Origin of the sequence: Microcoleus sp. B6-A1, from assembly GCF_036705085.1 — a bacterium.
Taxonomy (GTDB): Bacteria; Cyanobacteriota; Cyanobacteriia; order Cyanobacteriales; family Microcoleaceae; genus Microcoleus.
Genome location: NZ_JAUBTU010000066.1, coordinates 1 through 24,489, shown reverse-complemented (window position 1 = coordinate 24,489; position 24,489 = coordinate 1). Strand labels below are relative to the sequence as shown.

The window sequence follows — 24,489 nt, the reverse complement described above, 5'->3', positions numbered from 1 at the left end:
CAGATTTTTATTACTCACAAATACTAACACAATGCACTCTGTCGAAGTTTTAGAAGTTTCCAAAGTATTTAAAAGTGCCCGCAGTCAAGATTTCTTAGCTGTAGATAACATCAACCTGCAAATTTACGATCGAGAATTCTTTTCTTTACTAGGCCCTTCCGGCTGCGGCAAAACTACAACTTTGCGAATGATCGCTGGTTTTGAAATTCCCACAGCGGGCGAAATTTACATTCACGGCCAACCGATGCAAAATCGCCCGCCATTTCACCGCCCAGTAAATACGGTATTTCAAAACTATGCTTTATTTCCGCACATGACAGTAGCACAAAATGCCGCTTTTGGGTTGGAAATGGAGAATTTGCCTCAGCAAACAATTCGCGATCGCGTTGCGGAAGCCTTAGCATTAGTACAGTTAACCGAGGTAGAAAAACGCTATCCCCGCCAACTGTCAGGGGGACAGCAGCAGCGAGTAGCATTAGCAAGAGCATTAGTCAAACAGCCGTCTGTTTTGCTGTTGGATGAACCTTTAGGAGCGCTGGATTTAAAATTGCGTAAAGAGATGCAATTAGAATTGAAAAAAATGCAGCGAAAATTGGGAATTACGTTTATTTATGTAACTCACGATCAGGAAGAAGCCCTAACGATGTCGGACAGAATTGCAGTGATGGATGGAGGAAAACTGCAACAAGTCGGCACGCCTGTTGATATTTATGAATATCCTAAAACGAGGTTTGTTGCTGATTTTATTGGCGACAGCAATTTTTTAAGTGGTCGAGTAGTAGAAAAGCAAAACGGTAAAATAATCGTGTTGGTTGACCAGGAGTTGCCCGTGTTAGTTGCGACAGCAGAAGATATGCCCGCTGGGAAAGTTGTTACCCTGGTGTTGCGACCAGAAAAAGCTGCTATTTATCCGGCTAATTATGATGTTGAAAATAGCTGGCCCGCCATAGTAGAAGAGGCTATTTATATTGGCACTGATACGCGCTATACGGTGCGGTTGACTGCTAAAAGTTCGATCGCCCTTCGCCGACAAAACTTGCACAGAGATGACTTGCAGCGGCACAAAGTCGGCGACAGCGTTCGAGTTGCCGTGCCGCCGGAAAGTATCTACATTGTTTGACACTCAAGCGGGCTGAAGCCACGGAGATTCTTTGGAAGATTGAGGAGCCGATTGAAGATGTACTTCCTTCCCGGTAGGAGATAATCTACTTCTTCCTTCTGCTTCCTCCTTCTTCCTTCGCGTCTTCGCGGTTCAATAATATAGACAGTATTGGTGCTAAACTCGCGTTTGACTGTGCAAAATTTCCTCCAACAGTCGCTCTTGACTTTTCGCAGGTTCCTTGCAAGTCAAACACTCGCAAACTAACCCGATAACACCTTCAGGCAAATCAGCCTCAATCTGACAGACAGCAGTCGGATAATACTGCGAAATCAACCCCGAAATCTGGTCGGGAGTCGTGCGAATCAGGGTAGAATGCTGATACCAGTCGATCGCCGAAAGTAGACTCGGACAAGCTTGCGGAGCATCTTGTACAATACTGCTGAAAGCTTGCAGACCTTGCTCCGCGCGATCGAGATATTCCAAATTCGGGCCCAACAGCGCGAGGCGAACCAAAGAGGCGATCGCAATTCCATTCGCCGCCGGAGTTGCATTGTCTATATAGCTGCGTTCCCGCACCAACAAATCTCCGCTAGCATCCTTAGCAGTATTGTAATATCCTCCCAATTCCACACTCCACAAAAACTCATCAAACTCTTCTTGCACCTGCACAGCTTTCTCCAACCAAAACTGAGAATTCGGCAACTGTTTTGCCTCTTCCCCATTGCCTAAAGTCAAACTCGCTTGATGCAAATCCAACAAAGCTTTCACAAACAAAGCATAATCTTCCGACTGCGCGGTTACAGCAGATTGTCCGTCATAATTCAGCCGCTGAAACCGCCCATCCGTCCACTGATTGTCTAAAATAAAATTAGTTGCTTTCACAGCTAATTCCAGATATTCCAAATTTCCAAAAACAGCGGCAGCGCGGGCTAAACCCGAAATCATTAAGCTATTCCAAGCAGCAATCATTTTCGTGTCAGTAACTGCGGGAATTCTACCCGGCCAACTGTCGTTTTTAGCTTCTTGATTGTTGCGCGCTGGCGGAAAGGTTTTTACAGTATCGGGATTGCCACCGTAGCGAACTTGAAAGAGTTTAGCCAAAGCCGTTTCTACCGTGTCGCTCAGTTTTCCCGGATGGCGGCGCTGCAATACATTCTTGCCTTCAAAATTGCCGTTGCGACTAACAGTAAACTGTGCTTTAATTTCTGCCAATTCCTCAGCAGTTAATAGTTTTTCCAGTTCCGCATAAGTCCAGACATAAAATGCTCCTTCTTCCGGTTCTGACCCCCCCGTTGCCCCCCCTTGGTAAGGGGAGGTTGAATTTTCTGCCCCCCCTTGGTAAGGGGGGGTTGAATTTTCTGCCCCCCCTTGGTAAGGGGGGGTTGAATTTTCTGTTTCCCCTTGATAAGGGGGGGTTGAATTTTCTGTTTCCCCTTGATAAGGGGGGGTTGAATTTTCTGCCCCCCCTTGGTAAGGGGGGGTTGGGGGGGTAAAGCTGTCCGCATCCTGTGCAGCATAAAAATAGCCTGTCGGCGCAATCATTTCTCGCTTCAACCATTCTACTGTCCCCGCGATCGCAGTTTCAAAAGCCGGTTCTTGTATTCCCGCGCTCCACAAATTTGCTAAATACTCAACAATTTGACCGTTGTCGTAGAGCATTTTTTCAAAGTGTGGCACAGTCCAAGTAGCATCAACCGTATAGCGGTGAAATCCGCCTCCTACGTGGTCGTAAATGCCGCCCAATGCTAAGTCTAATCCGCGCTGAGTGCAGACTTGTTTGCTGTCGTATTTTGATTCAAAATTAAATCGCGTTCCCCGCAGTGCTAGCTCAGCATAAGGTATCATCGGAAAACTGGGGCCGGGGTTGCTGCCCGCAATAATTCCGGTGTTGATTTCTAAGCCTTTTTGGAAGATTTGGCGATTTAATTCGGCAGTTACTCCTGACAGCGCTGCCGACTGTTGGAGGTTGCTTAAAATTTCTGCTTTGAAGGCTTCTACTTTGCCTTTTTCTGTGTCGTAAAAGCGGCGAATTGCTTGCAAAACTTCTAAAAATCCCGGCCGTCCGTAGCGCGGTTCTACAGGGAAATAAGTGCCTCCGTAGAAGGGAACTCGCTCGTCTGGAGTGAGGAAAACGTTGAGTGGCCAACCGCCTTGACCGGTCATCATTTGCAAGGTTTGCATATAAATGCTGTCGATATCCGGGCGTTCTTCACGATCGACTTTTATCGGTATAAAATGCGAATTCATGTATTCGGCGATCGCGCGATCGGAAAATGCTTCCCCTTCCATCACCGTGCACCAGTGGCAGCTAGAGTAGCCAATTGACAGGAAAATCGGTTTATTTTCGCTTCGGGCCGTTTCTAGGGCTTCGTCGCACCACGGCCACCAGTCGATCGGATTTTCGGCGTGTTTCCGCAGGTAAAGGCTTTGGGATTGAGCAAGACGGTTGACCATAATCAAATATACTTTTACTCGTGCTGGGTAAGCTTGTCAGTTCTATAGCAGTTTAGCGCGAGATGTTTTAGTTGAGTTGTTGCTGATAATTATGTTTTAATATTAAGGCTGATTATCTCGATCTAATATGAGCTTATCATCTCGGAGAACCTTCAATCAACAGCTAGGACAATTTTTGCTGAGTGCTGCTGTTCCTCCTGCTGTTCTCAAACTGAGCCAAACTGAATCCTCAGAGCCAGCTTTATTAGAAACTAATCTTAACAATTTGCTGGCGAAAGCAGACCCAGAAATAGAATTATTAGTCCCGACCTTTTTAGGTAACGACAAGCGTCGGTTCTACGGCAGAGGTGTTCCGAAAAGTTTGAAGTTAATCGACAAATTTCAACTCGGCGGCGGCCGGACTTTTCTGGGAAGGCGGTCTGTAGTTTGGAGCGGTGCCGGTTGGACAGGACAGCCGACAATTACCAGAGACGGGGGAAAAACTTATTTAATTATAGGTGCTTATGACCACAATTTGCGAAAAATAGATATTGCTACTAATAAAGAAGTTTGGCGCTATAAATTTGATGATGTAATCAAAGGTTCATCAACGATTTATATCGATGAAAAAGCTAGCGCCGAAAACAGAATTGTAATTTTGCAGGGAAGCCGCAGTGGTGGCGGTGGCAAAAGTGTCGTGCCGAGTTTTAGGGCAATATCTTTTAGAACTGGCAAGGAACTTTGGAAATTGGACATCAGGAAAACGCCTAGCTACAGCCGCGATAATGACAGTAGCGCTTTGGATCTCGGCGGTGGCGTTTTGTTCAATGCGGGGGAAAATGCGATCGGCTATTTTCTCGATAGTTCCACAAGCAATGCAAAAATCAAACAAGGCATCAAGCAGCCAAATATCTTGTCGGAAGTACAGCTTTATGCAGCAGCAGATATCAGCAAGCACCGCGGCAACTTGGTAGCGGAGTCATCGCCATCACGGCTCAAAGATAGAATATTTATAGCTGCTGGTTCCGGTCATATTTACGGTATTAGCATTGCAACTAAAAAGATAGTTTGGGATTTCTATACTGGTTCTGATTTGGATGGAAGTGCTGTAATTTCTAAATCAGGTAAACTGTTTTGTGCCATTGAAAAACAATACATTCAGGGCAACGGCGGAGTGCTGAAGCTGAATCCCAACAAGGAACCGAATGCCAGCGTCGAATGGTTTTTGCCTACCGGAAATCGCCGAGTTTCTAGCTGGGAAGGCGGGATAATTGGCTCGGTGGCGTTGAATGACGAGTACAATTCAGGGGAGTTTCCGGCGCTGTTTGCCACAAATGCGCTCGACGGCAATTTGTACATCGGTTCCCAAGATATGATTACAGGTAAAAAAACTTTTGTGCCTTGGCGTAACCAGTCTTACGATACTCCGGTAATAGTATTTAAAAAAGCGATTGGTTCTTCAATTTCGACTCCGATTTTTACCGATGGCAATAAACTGATCAGTGCGGGATACAACGGTGTTTATTTGTTCAATTTGAATTGGGAACGAGCGAAGTCGGGAGATCAGAATGCTTTGAAAAATGCTAAAGGGGAGTTTTACCGTTTGAAAGTAATAGAATCGGGGAGATTTAAGCCGGGTTTGTCATTTGAGGCGACGCCTGTAGTGTGGGACGGAATTGTGAGGATTTGCGCGAGGGATGGCTGGATGTATACTTTGGGTTAGTTATTGGTATTTTGTACCTCTATCGGGAACAGGCTTTCCGGCCTGTTCCACAATAAGTAGACTCTGTTGTGGAACAGGCCGGAAAGCCTGTTCTTAAAAGGGTGTTGAAATCCGCCAAGGCCACTACCTGCCGTTTAACTGCGCTTATATCTTTCATATAAAGGATGTCAGGTATCGGAAACCTGTTATAGCAATCCTCGCATCATTTGCGAATTTCTTACTCCCTCCCCTTACTAAGGGGAGGGTTGGGGTGGGGTAAAAAATTTACGACTCCTGCAAGGATTGCTATAGCAGCAGTGCACGAGCTTGATTGGTCGCTGTTGATTTTACTAAGGTGGGGATTGCGATTGTCGCTGAATGCTGGGAATTTCGATCGAACTGAAGGGAAAGAGTACGAACAGGCGTTTGGGCGGTGGCAGTTGAAGAAACAGGTGGGACAGTAAAAAGCGCTTTTTATCGGTATAAAGTGCGAATTCAGGTATTGGACGATCGCGCGATCGCAAAATCCTTCCCCTTCCATCACCCTACATTAGTGGCAGCTAGAATAGCCAATTGACAGAAAAATCGGTTTATTTTCCCTCCGGGCCCTTTATAGGGCTTCGTCGCACCAGGCCAACCAGTCGATCGAATTTTCGGCGTGTTTTCGCTTTTGCTGGCTAAGCTTGTCATATTATTTCCGATCGATTACCCCTAATACCGTAGGGGCGGGTTCACAAACCATACCTGCCAATAATTGACAACCTCAAAAACCCGCCCCTTGTATCTTAAAAGAGTGAGACGGTAGGGGGCAGGGCCGTTTCATTCTCTTGTAGGGGCAATCCCCCCGTGGTTGCCCCAATCCCGTGACTGCCCCAATCCCGTGGCTGCCCCAATCCCACCAAATGCCTAACAAATCCTGGATGGGTGGGCATTCTTGGCACAACCCGTACAAAAAGCTGGTTTTCCCTAGGGGCAATCCGACCCCTACTCCCCGTGGTTGCCCCGAAACAGCCCTGACGGTAGAGGCGTTCCGAAAACTATGTCCCAGAAAGTCGAGTCGTCCCTTTAGTCTGCCAAAGTTCCGGCGTCACAGATAATAACGAGCACCGAAACCATTGGTCTCTAAATTGAGATGTTGCACCATGATCAACAAGCCTGTTTTGGGCGGCCTCTCCTGCCCAACCCCCACTCCCCACAAGAAAACTCATTCTTTGTGGAACGGGCCTCAAAGCCGGTTCTTGGTAATGCTGCAATATATAAGTCTCAATGGCGCTGGTTGCTGAATCCGAAAGGGAGAATCGACGCACCGAATATGAGCCCCGATTTTGCCCAGAGTTGTAGCCCACATTCCGCAGCTTCCACTGTCACCATCGGTATTTACTTATTTTTACCCAGCAATCAAGCTCTTGCTTAAATTTTTCTACCGTACATTCACGGATAAAAAACTTTTTAAGCGTATACTTTAGAGCTTAAAAAGACTTTTATCAGTAATTATGCTGGGTGACACCCAGTCTAGGGAGCTGAGTTATAGCTTTTTAAAAGAGAGAGAAGTCAGGACTAAAATCCGGGTGGCAGCACCCCTATTTTTTGATGCACGCCATAGGAAATAGCTAGCTAGAAGCCCTCAATTTAGGCATTTTGCCTAAATCCCATCAGCGTATTCTGAATCTTCATCGAATCTTTATCAAAACTACTTGCATTAACTTGTGCTTTGCTTTAGATTGAATATGTGAAGGAAAAAAACCAGCTTCCAGTCAACTTAAACATAAAGGTGTCAACCATGAAATTCAACTTAAACTTGGTCAAATCTATTTTAGCCGTTGCCGGTATCGCCGCTGTTAGTGGAGTCTCCGCAGCACCTGCCTCCGCCTTCAGCTTTAGTAATATTGCTAGCGATAATACATCGGGAGATGCCTATGTAAATAGCTTTAGCTTTGATGTCCTAGATAATGGCTCCAATAACGTTTTATTCAACATTTTCAATAACAATACAGACCGATCCGCCGCCGAGATCTTTATTGCTGCAGTTCACTTGGACACAGGTTCTAATACCAATTTATTGAGCAACTTTGGCATTATAAATGGTCGTGGTGTTAACTTTACAGAGGGAGCTACTCCTCTGCCACAAACTAATAACCTTGCTACTCCTTGGTCTACGGATTTTGCAGCTGGGATAAATCGTACGCGGGACGGTGTCCAAACTGGTGAGGTTTTGGGATTGAGCTTTACTGGAAATTATAATAACGTAGTTGACGCGTTGAATAATGGTACTTTGAGACTAGGGATGCACGTCCGGGGTATTGGTCAGAAGGGCGATAGCGATGTTTTTGTCAGCACTGGCAACACTGAAGCTACTCCTGAACCTTTAACAATGCTTGCTGCTGGAGCCGCTGTTGGTTTTGGTACTATGTTCAAAAAGCAACGCGCTCAAGCTCAAAAAGCTGAATAGGCGATCATTTGAACTCGTTTTCGATTCTGGCTTGATGCCAAACTGATTATTGTATGTTCGAGCTAAAAACCTGGTTTCACCAAGAAACCAGGTTTCTTAGTATCTGATAGGGTGCAGCCGTGAAAACCCCGGACTTTTAAGGCGAGATGAAACGCAGTTGTAGCATTACCGCTGTTATTAATATCTATAATTGAGTCCTGGGAATCAAGTGGATCAACTAGGCATTGAAACATCTTAGAGGGCGAGCAATCCCTGCAACGGACTAATCCGAATTGATGCGGCACAGTTCAATGGCGAATAATCGCTGGATGGGTGGCGTAATTACAGCACCCCAGGGTAGTGGTATTGAAGGTCAAGTCGCCCCTATACAGCGCATTTAACAACTACCGTAATACCATTTTTCTAAAGATGTGCTATGGATGAAGTCTTAGCCCCCCCTTAATAAGGGGGGGTTGGGGGGGTAATATCTAGCGCTACTTTATGAAATTGGTATAAGGCTGTTTCTTAATAATTTCCGCTCTAAATACACTGAGATTTTTTAAAAGGAGATAAGCTGTTACGCATTTAAATTGGAAAATCGGGACAGGCTAGAAGCCCGTCCCACAAGAGTTTTATTGATTTTTGACACACAGTTTAAATGTAGAACAGCTTAATCACTATTGATCCTTGCTCGAACTCTAACTCGCTCAGCCGTATTTACTCGAACCTCAGTGTCACACCGTGCGCGGTGCTAATTGCGTCTACTCTCAAGAAATCCCAGCCTCATTGAGGCTACTTATTTTTAATTTTTGTTGATTCACTCGCTTTTTAGTCTTTGCTTACAGGGGCAAAGTAATACCATTTATCTAAAATCGTGCAACACTCTTCGACCCCCCCTAGCCCCCCGCAATGCAGCGGGGGGAACAAGAATACTGTTGCATTCTTTTTTAAAATTGGTATAAGCAAGCGCTAGGCATCCAACCAATCATTTCGAGTAGCAGTCTTTTCATCTAGGTGTCCTAATGCTGAGCTATGGGTTGCCTCTGAGTTTCACCATTCATCAAATTCCAGAGTGTCTACTAACCTCATCTCAAAGATTTACGGCGATTAAAATCCTCCGAGTCCTTTCCGTAGGAGGGTTTCAAGCTACTGAGTTGTCCACATCCCCCACTATTTTTATGATATGCTTTTACAATAGTCTGGACTGTTTTTAGTTCGTAGTCTGAAACCCTCGATTTTCCGTGGGTACTTTGATTGCCGAATCGCCGAGAAACCCTTATTCTAGGGTTGGCCATCAAAAACAGTCCGCAGTATCGCTCTCATCAATCAACTAATAACTAATATCTAAAATGTTCAAGAGAAAACTTTTTTGGCTCATCATTATCGCCACAGCTTTAGTAACTCTGAATATGACACTCCTGTGGAAAGTGGACGATGTTGCTCATTTTTGGATGAGTATAGTTTTTTGGTGCGCTGTGGGTTCCCTGCTTTGGGACAACCAGGATATTCTCAAACAGAGTGATATAAAAAGTGACCTATTATCGAGAATAGCAGGGACGCTATTAATAGCTTTTATTTTATTTCAAAGTGCTGGGGTTTCCAGTAAATTAGATCCTTTTTTAAGACTTGCACCTTTTTTGTCTGGTTTAGGTTTGAGCCTGCTTGCAGTAGGTTTTCAGAACTTAAAACTATATTGGCGTGAATTGGTAATACTATTTTTTCATGGCACCCCCAGTGTCATTACGTCACCTTTAGTGGATTTTGTTACCTCCCTTACTGCTAAATTTGCTTATTATTCTTTGTGGTATGTCGGTTTTGATGTAACACGTGACGGTAATTATGTTGCTTTACCGACAGGAAGGGTGTTGGTAAATGGGGGTTGTTCGGGTATAGAGGCAATGAATTACTTATTAGGTTTAGCTGTAGTTTGTTTGGTGATGTTTCCTACTAAACAAAATAAGGCTTTGGTAATAGGTGTCGCTGTCATTTTTGGTTTTATTATTAATGTTTTTCGAGTGGCGGGAATGGCATTGTTAGTTGCATCTAATCGCCTAGATTTGTTTAAATATTGGCATGAGGGTGAAGGTTCATTAGTCGTGGGAATGATTGCAGTGATTTTGTTTGGGATATTTTATCAATTTATGTTGAAACGAGATAGCAAAATTAGTCAAAGTTCGGCAAATTAATTAGTTTAAAGTTGAGGTAATATAGCCTTTCTCAGAAAGATGAGGTACGAATTTTGACCTGGAAAGCTTGACACTACAGGGTTTCGGTATACCTCATGTTACTGAGAAAGGCTATATATCGGTGCTTCGATTTCCCTTCCCATAGTCAGGAGTCTCACTCAAGTGTCCGGGTGTTGAAATCCGCCAATTTCACTACCTGTCGTTTAACTGCGTCTATATCTATCATAGAAAGGATGTCAGGAATTATAGGAAACTTGTTATGGCAACCAATGAAAGTCAAATAAGTCAAATTTACGGTTCAGAGGATGCTCAGGGTATTTTACAGCTTGCGATCGCACGCCGACAAGATGAAGGGGAATTATCCAGAGTGCAGCTTTTCGAGATTGCAGCGGAATTGGGCATTTCCGAACAGGATATTGTAGCGGCGGAACAGCAATGGTTAGCAACTAGAGGAGAAGTTCAAGAAAAGCTGGTTTTTAACTCTTACCGTCGTCGCAAATTGCAGAAAAATGTGACAAAGTACGGCATTATCAATACTTTTTTAGTTTTGTTTAATCTAGCAGGTTCGCACGAGCTTTCTTGGTCACTGTTCATTTTACTAACCTGGGGATTAGGATTGTCGCTGAATGCTTGGAATGTTTATCAAACTGAAGGCGAAGATTACGAACAAGCATTTCAGCGGTGGCGGTTGAAGAAACAGGTGGGAGAGTCGATTGGTACTGCGACGAATAAGTTTATGAAGTGGTTGCAGTCCTGATTTTCTATGGTAAAAAACGCGATCGCCCTTTCTTTTACTTCACACTCGTGAAGTAATTCGGGTTTTAACTCGTTACTGGAAAGAATAATTGTTAAGGTTTTTTCTTGAACCTCTCCCCAAGAGCGATCGCCCTTTATTGAGTTATACAATGAAGGACACTGCAAGGCTGTGTCCCTACAAATATCCCTCTTTTAGTCCCTCCCGCCAGTCGATCGCATTCTCTGGGCCTGAAAACCTAACTTTCCTGGGGCAATTTTCCATTAGCAGCATCTTCAACCACAGGATGAATTAAAGCAGATCGCAAACCTTGCCGAATTTCCGAACTCAAATACCTGCGCTGCAAAACCTGCCATTTTTGCCAAGCTGCATAGCGATTTTCGGCCAACAAACCCGCCAACTTCGGCAACTCTTTTTTCAGATCGCGATCGACAAAATCTGTCAGAAACTCGCCTAAAACTTCACTGTCTTGAATATCGCCCAAACATTCCTGAATAGCTTTCACATCTTCGACATAAACTTCGTAAGTCTCGCTGTAAAAATCGCCAAACAGATTCATCAAATAGCGAACCCGCTTAGCTTGCTTCCGCAAATCGTGCAGAATAGTTCCCTCGGCTGCTAACTTCTCTTCGACAGCCTCAGCATTCAAATCCTTAGCAATTTTAACTTTGCCATCTTCATATTCTGTACCCAACAGCCAAGCCGGATGGAGAAAAAACTCGCTGACTTGAGGTAACAGTAAATCCGGCAAAACCTCAGCAATTGGCAAATGTTCGATCGCCTGAAACTTCGGTTCTTCCAACCAATCCTTGATCGACTGCTTCAGCGATTCGTAGCTTTTGTGCTCTAAAATCGCCCTCACCCCTTTCAAAGCCCGGTGGCGCTGTTTGAGCAAATTCGACAAAGCCTTATCCAAAACTTCCTGTTCGTCAGTCGGCAAATTCGGGTAATAGCGATTTTGGAGACTTTCGAGCATCACATCCAAATCCCTGAGCGTTCCCAGAATCCGCCCCACCTTACCAATTTTACGTTCAGAAGCCTCTTTTGGCCAATCTAAAACCGGAGCAAAACCAGTCACAGCCGATCGCAAACGTCTCAATCCCACGCGCATTTGATGAAGTTCTTCCGCGTCTTGGTCTTTGAGAACTTCAGCCTCGTGCTCTACAGTTTTGCGGAAATATTTCTCAATCGCCCCAGATGCAGCGTCTCCGAGAGTTTTAACTTGAGTTTTAACTTTGGCTGATGTTTTTACGTTCATGGCAGGTGTAGATTCCAGATCCCCGATCGACTTTAATTTGGATTTCAAGGCTTTGCTAGTAAAGGGTTTACATCCTAGCACACCACCCCAATTTATGACTGGCTTCCATACATGAATCTTAATATTAGGTGCTTGACAGTTTATACAAAGTCAGCATTTAGCAATCTCAAATCTGCAATCTAAAATCTGCAATCTAAAATCTAAAATCTGCAATCCAAAATCTAAAATCTAAAATCTAAAATAAAATGTCCCTCCCTCGCCCTTGAACTCATAAAAATCGGATTTCTGACGCGCTTTCCCAAATAGGTTAAGATCGCTGCAAACCGATGTTTATTCGCCAAAGGGTGAGAGAGGGTGCGATCGGGAGGACAAGTTTTAAATTAAATCAAACCCGCCCAGGCTTCCCGACTTCAAAGAGGCAGTTTAGCCTTTCCAGTCTTTCTCAGATTGTTGGAGCACGTAAGTTGCTACATCCTCGATTTGTTCGGGCTTCAAGCGGCCGGCGAAAGCAGGCATAGCATTTTTGCCCTTAGTTACCTGAGTGGTAATAGCTTCCAGAGAATTCATGCCGTACTTCTCAAGAGCACTCTTTTTCAAGGTTTTCATCGCCATAACCACGTTGCCGCCACCGATGTGACAAGCAGCACAGTTCGAGCTAAAGATTTTAGCTCCTTTAACAGCATCACCTGCCAAAGCAGGGCGACCAAAGCCGACGGTAAAAATTGCGAACGCTAATAGGGCGATCGATAAGAGTCTTTTCAACGCAGTTCTCCTCTAATGGACACGCAAAGGGTGATTCTTTAGATATTTTACCTGTTTTAACAGGCGCGATCGCGCAGTCGTATCGCCTTCTTCCGAGTAATTTACCACTTTTTGGCAGTGGCAATTCAACTCTCAAAATTCTCCACGCCCCAGCCCGGAGCTTTCTGAGCCGCCCGGATCACAAAAGCCGCTAAATTTTCAATCTCAGCCTGTGGCATCCAGCTTTCCGGCACTTGGCGGCACCAAAAAGTCTCCTCAGTACCGTCATAAGTCATCGGTTCTCTCAGATACGCCACCAGACTATTGATGTTGTTGCGGGGAGGCGTTGCCCCCTTGAGGTCAGCCAAAGACAGAGATATCGTCGGATCGGGCAAATTAGCTCCTCCGACGTGACAATTCAGGCAATTTTGCTCGAACAATACCTTGCCCGCAGACAAATCAAACGCCGAAAACAAGCGAGTATGTCCCTCAGAGTCCAACTCCAGAGCCACAGGTTCGCTGGCTTGTAAATACCTATTCACGTAAGAATCGGCAGCAGCCAAAACAGGTTGAGGAGCCAACAGCACGAGTGGCAAAATAATTAACATCCCCAACAGAAAGCAGACAAAAGCACCACGACGCAGCATGAGGGACTACAACCTTTTGCGATAATCAATGAGCAGGAGGTAAATTTTAGATTTCAGATTTTAGAGCGAAAAACGACCAGCCAGCAATCCTTGCCGAACTTCAGCCATCTCCCAATCCAAAATCCAAAATCTAAAATCTAAAATCTAAAATCGATTAGCGAGCGCCTTTGCCACCAGCCCACTGCTTGGAGACAATTTTTGGCTGCAACAGAATGTGACCGGCAATCGCGTACAAATCGTCATCCGAGAGATTTCTCATCTCAGCGAAAATATCCGCACTCTTCATACTCGGATGCAGTTCCGAAATTTCCTCAAACCCGTCGTAAGTGGTGGGATTTTTCATAAAGTCCACCAGCGACTCAATATTATTCCGGGGCGGGTTGGCCAAAGCCAGAGTTTCCGGGCTCAAATTCACGTTCGGGTCAGTTTTTGTCATGCCCGCAGCGTGACATTGAGCGCAAGCCGAATTGAACAGGCGTTTGCCTTGCTGAACTTGTTTGAGGCTCAGCACCACTGGAGCACCCTTGTCATTCAAAGTCACAGTGCGAAGTTCAGGACTCAGTTCGACAGCCATCGCACTGCTGACAAATAACTGAAAGCTCAAGAATACAGCGGTCAGAGCAATGAAATATCTTTTAAGCATGGTTCTCCTTAAAAAAATCCGGCAAATTATTGAACGCTAAGAGATCATACCTGGCAAACAGATTTGTGTTCAAAATTCCCTCTTTCTGCAACAACTGGCGAAAGTTTGTGCAGCCATACCTTTAAAGGTAGAGGAATTTTGCGATCTAATCTGCAAGAAGTTTTGAGTCGCGCCTTTTTTCGAGAGTGGACATAATTGCCTTAACATCCTCCAAAGCCAAACGGGTTTGAGGGTGCTTGTAGGCAATTTCCAACTCATCGCACAAGCGGATCACTTCTTCAACAGGGACGTTGAAGTCCTCTGCTATTTCTGCGATGGACAGGTCTGCAAAACCCATAATTTTTAGGTCGCTGACAGGTCAAAATTGAGTTGACGGCTATTAACTGAAAGCCGGACAATTTTAGAAAGCGCTGTTAGCTTGTTCTGTTAGTTTGTTCTGAGATTTTGTTCGATCGCAAGCTAACTAACCGCTAACTGCGACTAGGCATTTTTGCCCAGCCTAACTTCAGGGCCAATCAACTTCCGATCAATATCATCCCACTGCTGGGTCGTTATTACCAATAGGAGTTGCGGGCGCGAGGTTCAAAACCCGGTGTCTGCGTGAACGTCTCGTTACCAAACTAAATATTTTTGGTAGAAGCCTGGTTTTGAGCAATTCCTCAGCAATTTCCCTCTGGGCCCCCACTCACCAACAGACAATCCTCCGGCGCGGCAGCTTAGGGAGAAAGTTTGAAAGCGTGAGTCTGCGGGGGCAAAGCGTGGCTATCGCTGCCATTGAGGGCGGGAAATTCCGAGTCTGCCAAGAAAGGCTGTGGCTGGTGGAGGCTGATGAGCTGACCAAGAGTTTTCTTTAATTGAGTCCGGGGTACAATCAAGTCTACAAAACCGTGGGCGAAGGAGTATTCGGAAGTTTGATAATTTTCCGGCAGCTTTTCCCGCAGAGTTTGTTCGATTACCCGGCCGCCCGTAAAGGCCACAGTAGCTTTTGGCTCTGCAATTATAATGTCTCCCAGCATGGCAAAACTGGCGGTGACGCCGCCGGTGGTCGGGTGGGTCAAAATCGGGATGTAAAGCAGTCTCGCTTCCCGGTGGCGTTCCAGAGCCCCGGAAATTTTAGCCATTTGCATCAAGCTGAGCATTCCTTCTTGCATTCTTGCACCACCGGAAGCGCAGACAATGATTACGGACAAGCGTTCCCGCGTGGCGTGTTCGATGAGGCGAGTCAGCTTTTCTCCGACTACTGAGCCCATGCTGCCGCCGATGAACTGAAATTCCATGACTCCGAGGGCGACTGGCAAATTTTCGAGTTTGCCGATGCCGGTTTCTACGGCGTCTAGGTGGCCTGTTTTTTCTTGAAATTCTCGGAGTCGATCGCTATATTTTTTTCGATCGCGAAATTTCAGGGGATCGGTGGCGTGCAGTCCTTCGTTAAGGGGCACCCAGGTATTGGGATCGATCAACTGCTCGATGCGATCGTCACTGTAAACTCTGATATGATGCCCGCATTCCAAGCAAACCATTTGATTTGCTCGCAGGTCTTTGGTATAACTCAGGGCATCGCAAGCTTCGCATTTATTCCAAAGTCCGTCCGCAATTTCTCGTTCCGGCCGTTCTTGGGAGTTCGGTACTGATTTTCGTCGATTTGCAAACCAATCAAATAGAGACATTAAAACTTGGTATTTGTTAACTGTTGACTGTTGACTGTTGACTGTTGACTGTTGACTGTTGACTGTTGGCTGTTGTTATTTGTGAGTTGTTAGCTGCTACCAATAACTAATAACTAATAACTAATAACCAATAACCATAACAACAGACAATAAACAACAGACTTGACTACTGACTATTGTCCTCTTCAACTGGACTGATGAGGAGCCATGCTGTTCGCTGGTGTTGTGGGAGAACTTGCAGGGCTGTAGCACTTCCAGCCCCGAAATAAGATGCTATGCCCAAGTCTACAATCCGGGCCGGGATTTCATGAGCAGCTAGGAGCTGCTGCATTAATTCCGCTTCCCAACGAAAGCTAGTAGTTGTAAGTGTAATCCAAGACACGGAACAATTTTACCAATTTTTGAGACAATATTATGTTCGATCGCGCCTGACTACGGGCACATCAGAAACTAAAATTCGGGAAAAACAACTGGAAGTAAGTAGATAAGATCGCTTCGCCCCACAGAGCAGTAATTGCTGTACCGAGAGCCAGAAACGGGCCGAAAGGCATGGGTTGACGCCGATCGAGCCAGCCAAGGGCGATCGCCCCGCCACCGGCAAAAGCCCCCGCTAAACAGGCAATAAATCCCGCTAGCAGCAAGTATTTCCAGCCCAGCCAAGCTCCCATCAAGGCGGCTAATTTGGTATCTCCGGCGCCCATAGCATTCTGCTTCAGCCCGATCGTCCCGGCGAGTCCGATCGCGTCAAACAGCCACAACCCGACAACTGCTCCCGCGATCCCATCGAGTACCAGATAGTTTACCGAGTCGATCGGACTAAATGTCGGCCACAAACCTTTCGCCATTTGGAAAACCAATCCGAGCACCAAACCCGATCGAGTTAAAGAATTAGGCAAAGTCATTGTATCGCAATCAATCAAAGACAAAGCCAACAGCCAGCTAAACAAAGCCCAAAAACCCAGAGTTTGCACTGTTACGCCAAACCGCCAGAAGATTAGCAAAAACAGCAAACCCGTAGCTGCTTCCACCAACGGATAGCGGGCAGAAATCCGGCTGCGGCAGTGATTGCAGCGGCCCCGGAGCCACAGCCAACCGAAAACGGGTATATTTTCGTAATTTCTGAGTTGATTTAAACATTTGGGACAGCGAGAAGGAGGGTTGATCACCGACAAACCCGCAGGCAACCGATAGACTACCACATTTAGAAAGCTGCCAATAGCCGATCCGACAATAAAGACGATCGCCATGACAAGGCAATTAAAGATTATTTCCATTAAGTTGACTGTTGACTGTTCACTGTTGACTGGGGTTATGTATCACTTGTTACTTCTCAATAGTTAGTTCTCAGTTGTTAGAGCCTGTACGGTCAATTACCCATCATAAAAGGTATTAATAGTCAAGAATGCAAGTTTTCATAAAATCCTGAAAACATGGCTCTTCACTAGAAACCTATTTTAGTGCGAGCGTTCGAGCGGACATAATATTAGTGACTAATTACCAATTCCTCATGCCCAATGCTTAATTATCAATTACCAATTACCACCAATGACCAATTAGCAATTAATACATTTGAGATTCAATTTCCTCAAAAGTAACAAAACGTTCACCGGGCAATAAAATCGGCTGCGAAGCAAAAATTAGCTGACCTCGATCGCTTCCTTGACTGACAACTACACCCGCCGGACGCTGCATCTGCTCGGAATGCACTTTCAGATACATACCATAGGCCGATCGAGCAGCTCGGATCAAATCGGGAGCTAGCAAGCTGTGACGTTCGGAAGTTTCTCTAGTGGGTTGTGGGTTTGGCTGGTATGGAGTCACTGGAAACTTATCATAATGGTATAGGTCGAGTTACTGGTGTAGCATCTCGATCAATAGAACTTACCCTATTTTTTAAGAATAAACTTAGGTGGAAATTATTAATAGATTAACCTACAATCCTCCCCTGGCTGCGATCGAACTGCGACTGCGATCGCTCCTTTCGGCTCAACTGTACGCTGCTGCGTGGGTAGATCCGTCCCCCGCAACGCTAATGGGGGTTTTCGAGCACCTGCGAACTCTGCGCTACATTCTCCACGACTACGTACCCAGGCTCGTGTCCGAATCTCCGCCCAACCCAGGCGAGGTGCGCTACCAGTGGCAAACAGGCACCTTGCTGTTCACAGATTTGGCAGGGTTTACCTCGTTGTTGGAAGCGAATGCTACCCAGGGGCGCAAGGGAGCTGAAAGCCTGCTGGGCGTGATTAACGACTATTTTGCCTCGATGATTGAAATTGTCAGCAAATCGGGCGGGGATTTGCTGGAGTTTACCGGAGATGCGATGCTGGTGCAGTTTCCGTCAGGAGTTTACCAAGAGGATACAGCCAGGGCGGTGCGGGCGGGTTTGCGGATGCAGCGGGCGATGGCTGAATTTGCCAATATTGAAACGGCGCGGGGTGTTTTGTCTTTGAGGATGCGGGTGGGCATCCACTGCGGCCGCTATATTAGTGCTGACATCGGTACGCCGCTGCGGATGGCTCACGTACTGCTGGGGCATTCAGTCCAGCAAGCTAAGCAAGCTGAGGGTTCTGGGACTGTGGGGCGGGTGTGTGTGACTGAAATTGCTAGGGAGTGTTTGGGAGAGCAATTTCGTTTTGAACCCGGGAAACCGGGTTATTTTTTGGTGGCGGACGATTTAACGGACGATCGCCTCGGAGAGTATGATATCACTTTGACTGGGCGACGGATGCCGAGTTCGGTATTGCTCGATCGCAGCGTGGCGGGCTTGGTAAAAGAAATCGGGGAAGCTGTGAATCGGCTTGAACCCCTTGCTAGTTATATTCCCAAAACTATCCTGAGACTGCTGGTGGAAAATGCAGACAGGCGGAAAATTCCGCCGGATTTTCCTGAACCGACGGTGATGTTTGTCAACTTGATTGGTTTACCAGAGTCTGTAGACAAAGCTTCGCTGGAGGAAGAAGTCAATCTGATAGTGGCTTTTTCTCGGGTGTTTGCGTCGATTGATGCTGTAGTGTCAGCTAAAGGAGGCGTGTTGCAAAAAGTAACGGCGCACTTAGACGGTTCGGATATGCTGATTTATTTTGGCGTACCTGACGCTCACACGGATGATGCCAGCCGCGCGGCTAGTGCGGCGATTGCAATCCGAGATCTGATTGTAGGTTGGCCTCTGGTAATTATTGCGGGTGAAGAAGTAAAAGTAAGCTGTCAAATTGGGCTGTCGCGGGGGCCGGTGTTTGCTGCTGAGGTTGGGGAACCGCGAGGGCGCAGGGAGTTTAATATCCTCGGTGATACGGTGAATACTGCTGCTCGGTTGATGAGCAAGGCGGCGGAAAACCAAATTTTGATTGGCGAAAGGGTGTGTGAGTCGATCGAGCTAAACTTCATTTGCGAGGCTTTGGGATCTGTTGCTCTGAAGGGGAAATCTGCTCAAACTCCGATTTTTGCTTTGCAAGGTGCAAAAGGGGAGAAGGGAAAAAGTGGCGTTTAAATAACTTTGCTGGGTAATAGTTGTACAGGTTTTATGGTTCACAAAGGCAAGTACAGCACAACGTTTTTCCACTGTGACTACTAAATGTTATTTTTATATTTTTTTACGATACTTCACAATAAAAACCGCCACTTCGTCAGATCAGTTCCGGTTGCATCGGAATGATTTAACCGCAGAGAACGCAGAGAACGCAGAGGGAGAGCGGAGAGAGATGAATAATTCGGATGAAGGGCCCAATTAATATCACTCGCATAGACTAAACTCCGATCGATACTTCACCGTTCCGCTGCAATCCTGCAAGGCTCCGCTTTCTAACTCCAATACCATAAATGCTTCATCGGGAACATCATATTCACATTTTAAGCTCTTTCTACTAGCAGGAATAAACCCAAAACGCGGATAAAAATCTGGATGACCAAGCACAACTACTGCCTGAAATCCCGATCGCCCGCACTCTTTTAAACCTTCCCGAATCAGCAGCGTTCCTATACCTTGCCGCTGATAGTTGGGTAGAACTGCGACTGGCGCCAACCCTAGAATCGACAAATGCCTAGAACATTTTCCTGCGACGGCAACTGGACTGAAGAAAATGTGTCCGACAATGCGATCGGATTCTACCGCAACGAAGGAAAATGTAGATGCAATTCCCCGCAATCGATCGACTAGATTAGCCTCATTTTCTCGCCCGAATGCCGCAATGTTAATGTTGCGAACAGCTTCTACATCTTCTGGCTTTTCGGTACGGATATACATAGCTTATATTGATTGATTGTTCTAGCAACTCACAGTCATTATTGCGGTACAAGCTGACTGGAAGACAATCGCTTAATGCCCTCCATCGCTGTAGTTTCTCCGGCTTTGTCACCGCCCTCACGAGCAATTTTTAAAGCTTCCTCGTAGGATTCGAGAGCTTGAGCATTTTGACCGAGACTTTCATGAATTGCGCCCATATTGTTGAGCAAGCGTCCGATACTTGTCTTGTCGCCGATTGCTTCTAACATCGGTATTGCTTGCTGAAAATATATCAGCGCTTGAGTATCTTTGCCGAGTTTGCGGGAGGTAAGTGCCATGTTGTTGAGGAGGCGGCCGACGCCAGCCCGGTCTCCGATTTCCCGGCGAATTGCTAAAGCTTGGTGGTAAAATTCCATCGCTCTATTAAAGTCGCCGATGTTGTAGTAGACGCCGCCCATATTATTGAGGGTACGGCCTAAATCGCGTTTATCGCCGGCGGCCGTGCGAATCGTCCGCGCTTGCTGGTAAAATTCGATCGCCTTGGCGTAATTGACCTGTTCTGCGTACACGGCCGCGATGTTGTGGAGGGATTCTCCAATTTCAATTTGGTCGTCGGTAGTTTTGGCAAGTTCCAAAGCTTCTTGGTGCAGTTTCATCGCTTCGGAAAAATTGTCCCCAATCCGGTTGACGAAACCGATGAGATTGAGAGTGCGCGCGATACGACGCCCTCCGCTGATTTCTCGGTGAATGACTAAAGCTTGCTGCAGAACTTCCAAAGCTTTGGGCCTCAAACCCATTTCGCCATAAACTTCCCCCATATTGTTGAGGGTTTCTCCGATTCCCGCTTGGTCGCCTAGTTGCTTGCGGATTGCCAAAACTTGCTCAAAAGTCTCGATTGCTTCTCGAAACAAACCCTCGCGGTGCTGTTTTACTCCTGTTTCAAAAAGTTGGTCTGCTTGCGTTTTGGGGTCTGTTGCCTGAGCGCGTGAAGCGAAGCTATCCCGTAGGGAATCGCTCGCTTGGGCGCGCCTCGCATTTATAATTGGGGCATAAGCGCGGGCGTCTGAAATTGCCAGCAAGCTGAGTGCGGGCGATAAGACAATACTTATAGCTGCGAGATAGCTGAAGTGGTAAGAGCGGCGGTGCACCGATCGAGTCCTCCAATAGCTAAGTGATAACTATTAAGATAGAGCTTTTTGGGGTGTTCCTGCCGAATTTTTTCTCAATCTCTAGGTTCTGATACCAGTTTCAAAAAAGAAGGCAACTGTAGACCCGTGCTTCAAACCCATACACAATCAGTCGTTCCCAATTCTTCAATCCAAAATCTCAAATCTCAAATCTCAAATCCCATGACTGAGTTTTTGTCTTGCCAGACGGCCATAATCAGCGGCATATTGTTGAGAGCGGATATGACAGCAAAGTTTTTGCTGGGTGGAAGCGATACTTTTTCAGAACTTTGCAAGATGATGTCCTGTTGGTCAAGCGTGATCCAAGCAATTCCTGACAAAACTTGAATTTTTCGATGAGTTTGAGGCAATCTGTATACCTCGTTTTTCATCAGAATAATGCGATCCTCTTCGAGGGCTCCGCTAACGGGCGCTGCACATTCGGAAGATATTTGAAGCATAGCATCTCCTACTTGGTAATTGGTAATTGCTACTTGGTAATTGCTAATTGGTAATCGAGAACTGTATTTCACTTCATTTCCACGCAACCCACACACTACTATTGGCAATAACGCCGATCGATCCAAGCGCGCATTTCATCATCCGTCGCCACACAGGTAGAGCGACCTGTAGCCCGATCGCAACCGTGCCACCAAGTGTTACCATAGCGATCGCACGTCTGCCAAATTCTCAGTTCGTCCTCACTCGAAATGAGGTAGAGCAAAAACTGCCCAATTTTTTTTATAGCTGAAAAGAGAGATAGCCCTTTATGTTTTTCGGATGGGTTAGCTCGATCGGTAATCGAAAAAATTTGGATGCTTGGGGTATCGATTGGATTTTTGCAAGTAGACATAGCCCACACCTTCAACTTATATTTTCCACAAGATTTGCACTAATAAGATTACAATAAATGCTTAACATTGTAATATTTTCAGCGCAATAACAGCCCACTATTGTTGGCGTGCAATTCCTGTGAAAGTCAATCTGTTATCTAATAAATTCACCTTAACTCTTTGGTGATTGACAATCAAATCATTGCTTGCATAGATTGTATGAATAAAATAGATAGATTGACGATCGGGCAAAAAGGCTATGAATGAAATCAATACGCGGCGGATGAAACTCTCTCAAATTCAGGCTTTGATAGCCGTAGCAGAGTGTGAAAACTTTAGCGAGGCGGCTTTGCAATTGGAACTGTCCCAATCCGCCGTCAGCCACGCCATCGCCTCTTTAGAAACAGAATTGGGAGTGCAACTGTTCCACCGGGGGCGACACGGTGCTCAACTGACGCCGGTGGGGGAAAGGGTAGTGAGTCACGGGCGTCAAATAGCCTGCGCCTTAGAAATGATGGTAAAAGAAGCGGATTTGGAAAAAGGTTTGCAGGGAGGCCAGGTACGGATAGTTACTTTTCGGAGTGTCGCCACTCATATCCTACCGGGTATTATTGCTAAATTTCGCAGTTGCTTTCCCAAAATTACGGTCAGCATTACCGAAGTTTATTATACTCAAGCTGTAGAAGAAGCTTTGCGATCGGGCAAAGCAGACATCGGCTTTGTCTCTCTTCCCATCTCCGATGAATTTGAAACGAGGGAAATTTTGCGGGATAAATATCTGGTTTTGCTGCCGCCGAAGGCGCAATGTAAAAGTGCTAAAATTACCTGGAAAGAATTAGCGAATTATCCGCTGATTTTGCAGCCGATTGAAAATGCTTGTTCGATACCGCTTCGCAAGTATTTGACAACTGCGGACTTTCCCATAAATATCGGTTACGAACTCAGCGAAGATTCAACTATTGTCAGTATGGTGATGCAAGGTTTGGGTGCAGCTATTCTGCCTCGTTTGGCCGCGGAACCGATACCGTCTTCGGTGAAAGTTTGCAGTTTACCGTCGGATTTTGAGAGGGTAATCGGGGTGGCTGTTTTGCGGGATGGGCTGTTAATTCCGGCGGTGTTTGCGTTTTTGGATTTAGTTAAAAGTGCTCCAGAGGTTGATAGTGAGGGTGAGTTTCCGATTAATCCTTCATGAGAAACCTGAGTCAGTTGTTATTGGTTATTGGTTAGATGGGGATTTTGTTACCGCGATATCAGCGGATGGACACAGATGAACGCGGATGGGATTTTATCTGCGTTCATCTGCGTTCATCTGCGGTAACAAAAATGGCCTAAAATAGTACGATCGCTGATTTCTTAGACTTCTTGCAAAAGTCCTTTCGATCAAATTTTCGGACGGGCTCTCCGGCCCATCCCACAAGAGAAAAAACTTTTTGTGGGACGGGCCGGAGAGCCCGTCCCAGCTATTTTTGCAAGAGGTCTCTTATTTCATGCGCTTAGCTACAAGACTAGAACTGTCGCCTTGGTGGAATTTGATTCGACCATCTACCAAGTTTTTATCCTTTAATTTTAGCCAACCGCTACCAAATGCAGGATCGTTCTCATCATTACCGTCCCATGTAAACTCAAATCGCTGATCCTTTCCATCTTTTATGACTTCGCCGTCAATTTCACCTGATACTAAACCGAATTGAAATTCTCCTGAACCTGTTTCATCAATCTCGATATAGGCTTCAACTTCCATGTCCAAATAATCACTATCCCACATTGCCATCTCTGCGATCCGCCATGTACCGCTATATTCCATTGCTTTCATCCTCCACTTGTGTTATTAATATTTGTCATCTCTCTCACCCAGTTGCGGAAATTCACCTCCGCTTCTACTTCATCTAGCTGCGCTGCTGCCAAGAATTCGTAGAGCTTTTCCTTGGGAACGATCGGAAAAGTGGGGCTGACAGATACTTCTAAATACTCATCGTTCTCTAGCTTATAAATTCGCCATTCTCTACCATTGTACCGCCAAAACTCTCGTACTCCCATACTGGCGTAGAGAGCAGGCTTGTTAATATCGGTATGGGTGATATCTATTTCCACTACTAAATCGGGTGCTGGATCTGTGGCTATATCTACTGTACGACCGGCTACGAGGGGCTGATTTTGGATGTAATAGGCATTATCTGGTTCTGCACCGCGCTCTAAGTCCGATCGATCCAAGGTTGTCGAACCCATTGTTTTGATTTTTAAACCTAGCTCTACAGCCAAAATAATAATCAGTCGTTCGATTAAGCGTGCTGAAAATTCGTGTTCTTCTAAAGGCATGGTAATTTCTAAAATTCCCCGGTCGAATATCAATGTAGCCGCTCGGTTATCGCCTAAAATCTGTAGCAGTTGTTGATAACCCTGCCAAGTAATATTTCTCAACAATACTCGCTTTTCGCCTATGAGTAACGGTGGTGCGATCGGTGCAACAGAAATCATATTTTTTACTTCCAGATATGATATTTTTAAGATAACATAAGGAACAGGCAAGATGCCTGTTCCACAACTAACAAATTTTTCTTGAACAGGCAAGATGCCTGTTCCACAACTAACAAATTTTTCTTGAACAGGCAAGATGCCTGTTCCACAACTAACAAATTTTTCTTGAACAGGCAAGATGCCTGTTCCACAACTAACAAATTTTTCTTGAACAGGCAAGATGCCTGTTCCACAA

24 protein-coding genes and 1 pseudogene are annotated in these 24,489 nt (G+C 45.7%); 8 read left to right on the top strand and 17 right to left on the bottom strand.

Annotated features, from left to right (window positions below):
• Positions 1-31: 31 nt before the first annotated feature.
• A complete protein-coding gene (locus QUB11_RS21920; protein WP_333203977.1) occupies positions 32-1,120 on the top strand; it encodes an ABC transporter ATP-binding protein in 1,089 nt (362 codons plus the stop codon).
• Between the two features lie 156 nt (positions 1,121-1,276).
• Here the strand turns inward: QUB11_RS21920 and QUB11_RS21915 are convergent, their stop codons facing one another.
• Complete coding sequence (locus QUB11_RS21915; RefSeq protein WP_333203976.1) at positions 1,277-3,556, bottom strand: DUF255 domain-containing protein; 2,280 nt, start codon at positions 3,554-3,556, stop codon at positions 1,277-1,279.
• A 127-nt stretch (positions 3,557-3,683) separates the two neighbouring features.
• Here QUB11_RS21915 and QUB11_RS21910 point away from each other — a divergent pair, with 127 nt between their 5' ends.
• The gene (locus tag QUB11_RS21910) at positions 3,684-5,258 is read left to right on the top strand and encodes an outer membrane protein assembly factor BamB family protein (RefSeq protein WP_333391747.1); all 1,575 of its coding nucleotides are present in this window, start codon (positions 3,684-3,686) and stop codon (positions 5,256-5,258) included.
• A 296-nt stretch (positions 5,259-5,554) separates the two neighbouring features.
• On the top strand, positions 5,555-5,701 hold the full coding sequence (locus QUB11_RS21905; RefSeq protein WP_333391745.1) for a hypothetical protein: 147 nt from the start codon (positions 5,555-5,557) through the stop codon (positions 5,699-5,701).
• A gap of 8 nt (positions 5,702-5,709) precedes the next feature.
• On the opposite strand, the pseudogene QUB11_RS31340 reads toward QUB11_RS21905, so the two are convergent.
• A pseudogene (locus QUB11_RS31340) lies at positions 5,710-5,883 on the bottom strand (DUF255 domain-containing protein); the annotation flags it as partial.
• A 1,083-nt stretch (positions 5,884-6,966) separates the two neighbouring features.
• On the opposite strand from QUB11_RS31340, the gene QUB11_RS21900 reads away from it, so the two are divergent.
• From QUB11_RS21900 to QUB11_RS21890, 3 genes are all read left to right on the top strand, one after another.
• Positions 6,967-7,686, top strand: a complete 720-nt coding sequence (locus QUB11_RS21900; RefSeq protein ID WP_333391743.1) for a PEP-CTERM sorting domain-containing protein — start codon at positions 6,967-6,969, stop codon at positions 7,684-7,686.
• Between the two features lie 1,328 nt (positions 7,687-9,014).
• Positions 9,015-9,851, top strand: a complete 837-nt coding sequence (gene crtA, locus QUB11_RS21895) for a cyanoexosortase A (protein WP_333391742.1) — start codon at positions 9,015-9,017, stop codon at positions 9,849-9,851.
• Between the two features lie 259 nt (positions 9,852-10,110).
• Positions 10,111-10,608, top strand: coding sequence for a 2TM domain-containing protein (locus QUB11_RS21890; RefSeq protein WP_333206598.1), 498 nt, complete (start codon positions 10,111-10,113; stop codon positions 10,606-10,608).
• Between the two features lie 235 nt (positions 10,609-10,843).
• Here the strand turns inward: QUB11_RS21890 and QUB11_RS21885 are convergent, their stop codons facing one another.
• The 9 genes from QUB11_RS21885 to QUB11_RS21845 form a co-directional block, all read right to left on the bottom strand.
• Positions 10,844-11,863: a CHAD domain-containing protein gene (locus QUB11_RS21885; protein ID WP_333206601.1), complete on the bottom strand. Its 1,020-nt coding sequence runs from the start codon at positions 11,861-11,863 to the stop codon at positions 10,844-10,846.
• Between the two features lie 423 nt (positions 11,864-12,286).
• Positions 12,287-12,625, bottom strand: coding sequence for a cytochrome c6 PetJ (gene petJ, locus QUB11_RS21880; RefSeq protein WP_333206597.1), 339 nt, complete (start codon positions 12,623-12,625; stop codon positions 12,287-12,289).
• Positions 12,626-12,750: 125 nt separating this feature from the next.
• Positions 12,751-13,251: a photosystem II cytochrome PsbV2 gene (gene psbV2 / locus QUB11_RS21875; RefSeq protein WP_333058458.1), complete on the bottom strand. Its 501-nt coding sequence runs from the start codon at positions 13,249-13,251 to the stop codon at positions 12,751-12,753.
• A 154-nt stretch (positions 13,252-13,405) separates the two neighbouring features.
• Positions 13,406-13,894 (bottom strand): photosystem II cytochrome c-550, encoded by a 489-nt coding sequence (gene psbV, locus QUB11_RS21870; protein WP_333035576.1) that lies wholly within the window; start codon positions 13,892-13,894, stop codon positions 13,406-13,408.
• A 145-nt stretch (positions 13,895-14,039) separates the two neighbouring features.
• On the bottom strand, positions 14,040-14,231 hold the full coding sequence (locus QUB11_RS21865; RefSeq protein WP_333058460.1) for a translation initiation factor IF-2: 192 nt from the start codon (positions 14,229-14,231) through the stop codon (positions 14,040-14,042).
• A 379-nt stretch (positions 14,232-14,610) separates the two neighbouring features.
• Positions 14,611-15,561 (bottom strand): acetyl-CoA carboxylase, carboxyltransferase subunit beta, encoded by a 951-nt coding sequence (accD, locus tag QUB11_RS21860; RefSeq protein WP_333151026.1) that lies wholly within the window; start codon positions 15,559-15,561, stop codon positions 14,611-14,613.
• A 166-nt stretch (positions 15,562-15,727) separates the two neighbouring features.
• A complete protein-coding gene (locus QUB11_RS21855) occupies positions 15,728-15,943 on the bottom strand; it encodes a hypothetical protein (RefSeq protein ID WP_333102041.1) in 216 nt (71 codons plus the stop codon).
• 61 nt (positions 15,944-16,004) lie between these two features.
• On the bottom strand, positions 16,005-16,835 hold the full coding sequence (locus tag QUB11_RS21850; RefSeq protein WP_333206596.1) for a prepilin peptidase: 831 nt from the start codon (positions 16,833-16,835) through the stop codon (positions 16,005-16,007).
• 286 nt (positions 16,836-17,121) lie between these two features.
• Complete coding sequence (locus QUB11_RS21845) at positions 17,122-17,382, bottom strand: hypothetical protein (RefSeq protein WP_333206595.1); 261 nt, start codon at positions 17,380-17,382, stop codon at positions 17,122-17,124.
• An 88-nt stretch (positions 17,383-17,470) separates the two neighbouring features.
• On the opposite strand from QUB11_RS21845, the gene QUB11_RS21840 reads away from it, so the two are divergent.
• A complete protein-coding gene (locus QUB11_RS21840; protein WP_333206594.1) occupies positions 17,471-19,048 on the top strand; it encodes an adenylate/guanylate cyclase domain-containing protein in 1,578 nt (525 codons plus the stop codon).
• 243 nt (positions 19,049-19,291) lie between these two features.
• Here the strand turns inward: QUB11_RS21840 and QUB11_RS21835 are convergent, their stop codons facing one another.
• The 4 genes from QUB11_RS21835 to QUB11_RS21820 form a co-directional block, all read right to left on the bottom strand.
• Entirely contained in the window at positions 19,292-19,801 is a 510-nt protein-coding gene (locus tag QUB11_RS21835) for an N-acetyltransferase (RefSeq protein WP_333206593.1), read from the bottom strand.
• 38 nt (positions 19,802-19,839) lie between these two features.
• A complete protein-coding gene (locus tag QUB11_RS21830; RefSeq protein ID WP_333206592.1) occupies positions 19,840-20,928 on the bottom strand; it encodes a tetratricopeptide repeat protein in 1,089 nt (362 codons plus the stop codon).
• Between the two features lie 185 nt (positions 20,929-21,113).
• Positions 21,114-21,479: a hypothetical protein gene (locus tag QUB11_RS21825; RefSeq protein WP_333206591.1), complete on the bottom strand. Its 366-nt coding sequence runs from the start codon at positions 21,477-21,479 to the stop codon at positions 21,114-21,116.
• A gap of 26 nt (positions 21,480-21,505) precedes the next feature.
• Positions 21,506-21,799 (bottom strand): hypothetical protein, encoded by a 294-nt coding sequence (locus QUB11_RS21820; RefSeq protein ID WP_333206590.1) that lies wholly within the window; start codon positions 21,797-21,799, stop codon positions 21,506-21,508.
• A gap of 239 nt (positions 21,800-22,038) precedes the next feature.
• On the opposite strand from QUB11_RS21820, the gene QUB11_RS21815 reads away from it, so the two are divergent.
• Entirely contained in the window at positions 22,039-22,971 is a 933-nt protein-coding gene (locus tag QUB11_RS21815; protein ID WP_333206589.1) for a LysR family transcriptional regulator, read from the top strand.
• A 288-nt stretch (positions 22,972-23,259) separates the two neighbouring features.
• On the opposite strand, the gene QUB11_RS21810 is transcribed toward QUB11_RS21815, so the two are convergent.
• Both QUB11_RS21810 and QUB11_RS21805 read right to left on the bottom strand, forming a co-directional pair.
• Positions 23,260-23,592, bottom strand: a complete 333-nt coding sequence (locus QUB11_RS21810; RefSeq protein ID WP_333206588.1) for a hypothetical protein — start codon at positions 23,590-23,592, stop codon at positions 23,260-23,262.
• Positions 23,589-24,489: Uma2 family endonuclease (locus tag QUB11_RS21805; protein WP_333391739.1), on the bottom strand; the 901-nt coding region annotated here is incomplete at its 5' end. The genes QUB11_RS21805 and QUB11_RS21810, both read right to left, overlap by 4 nt.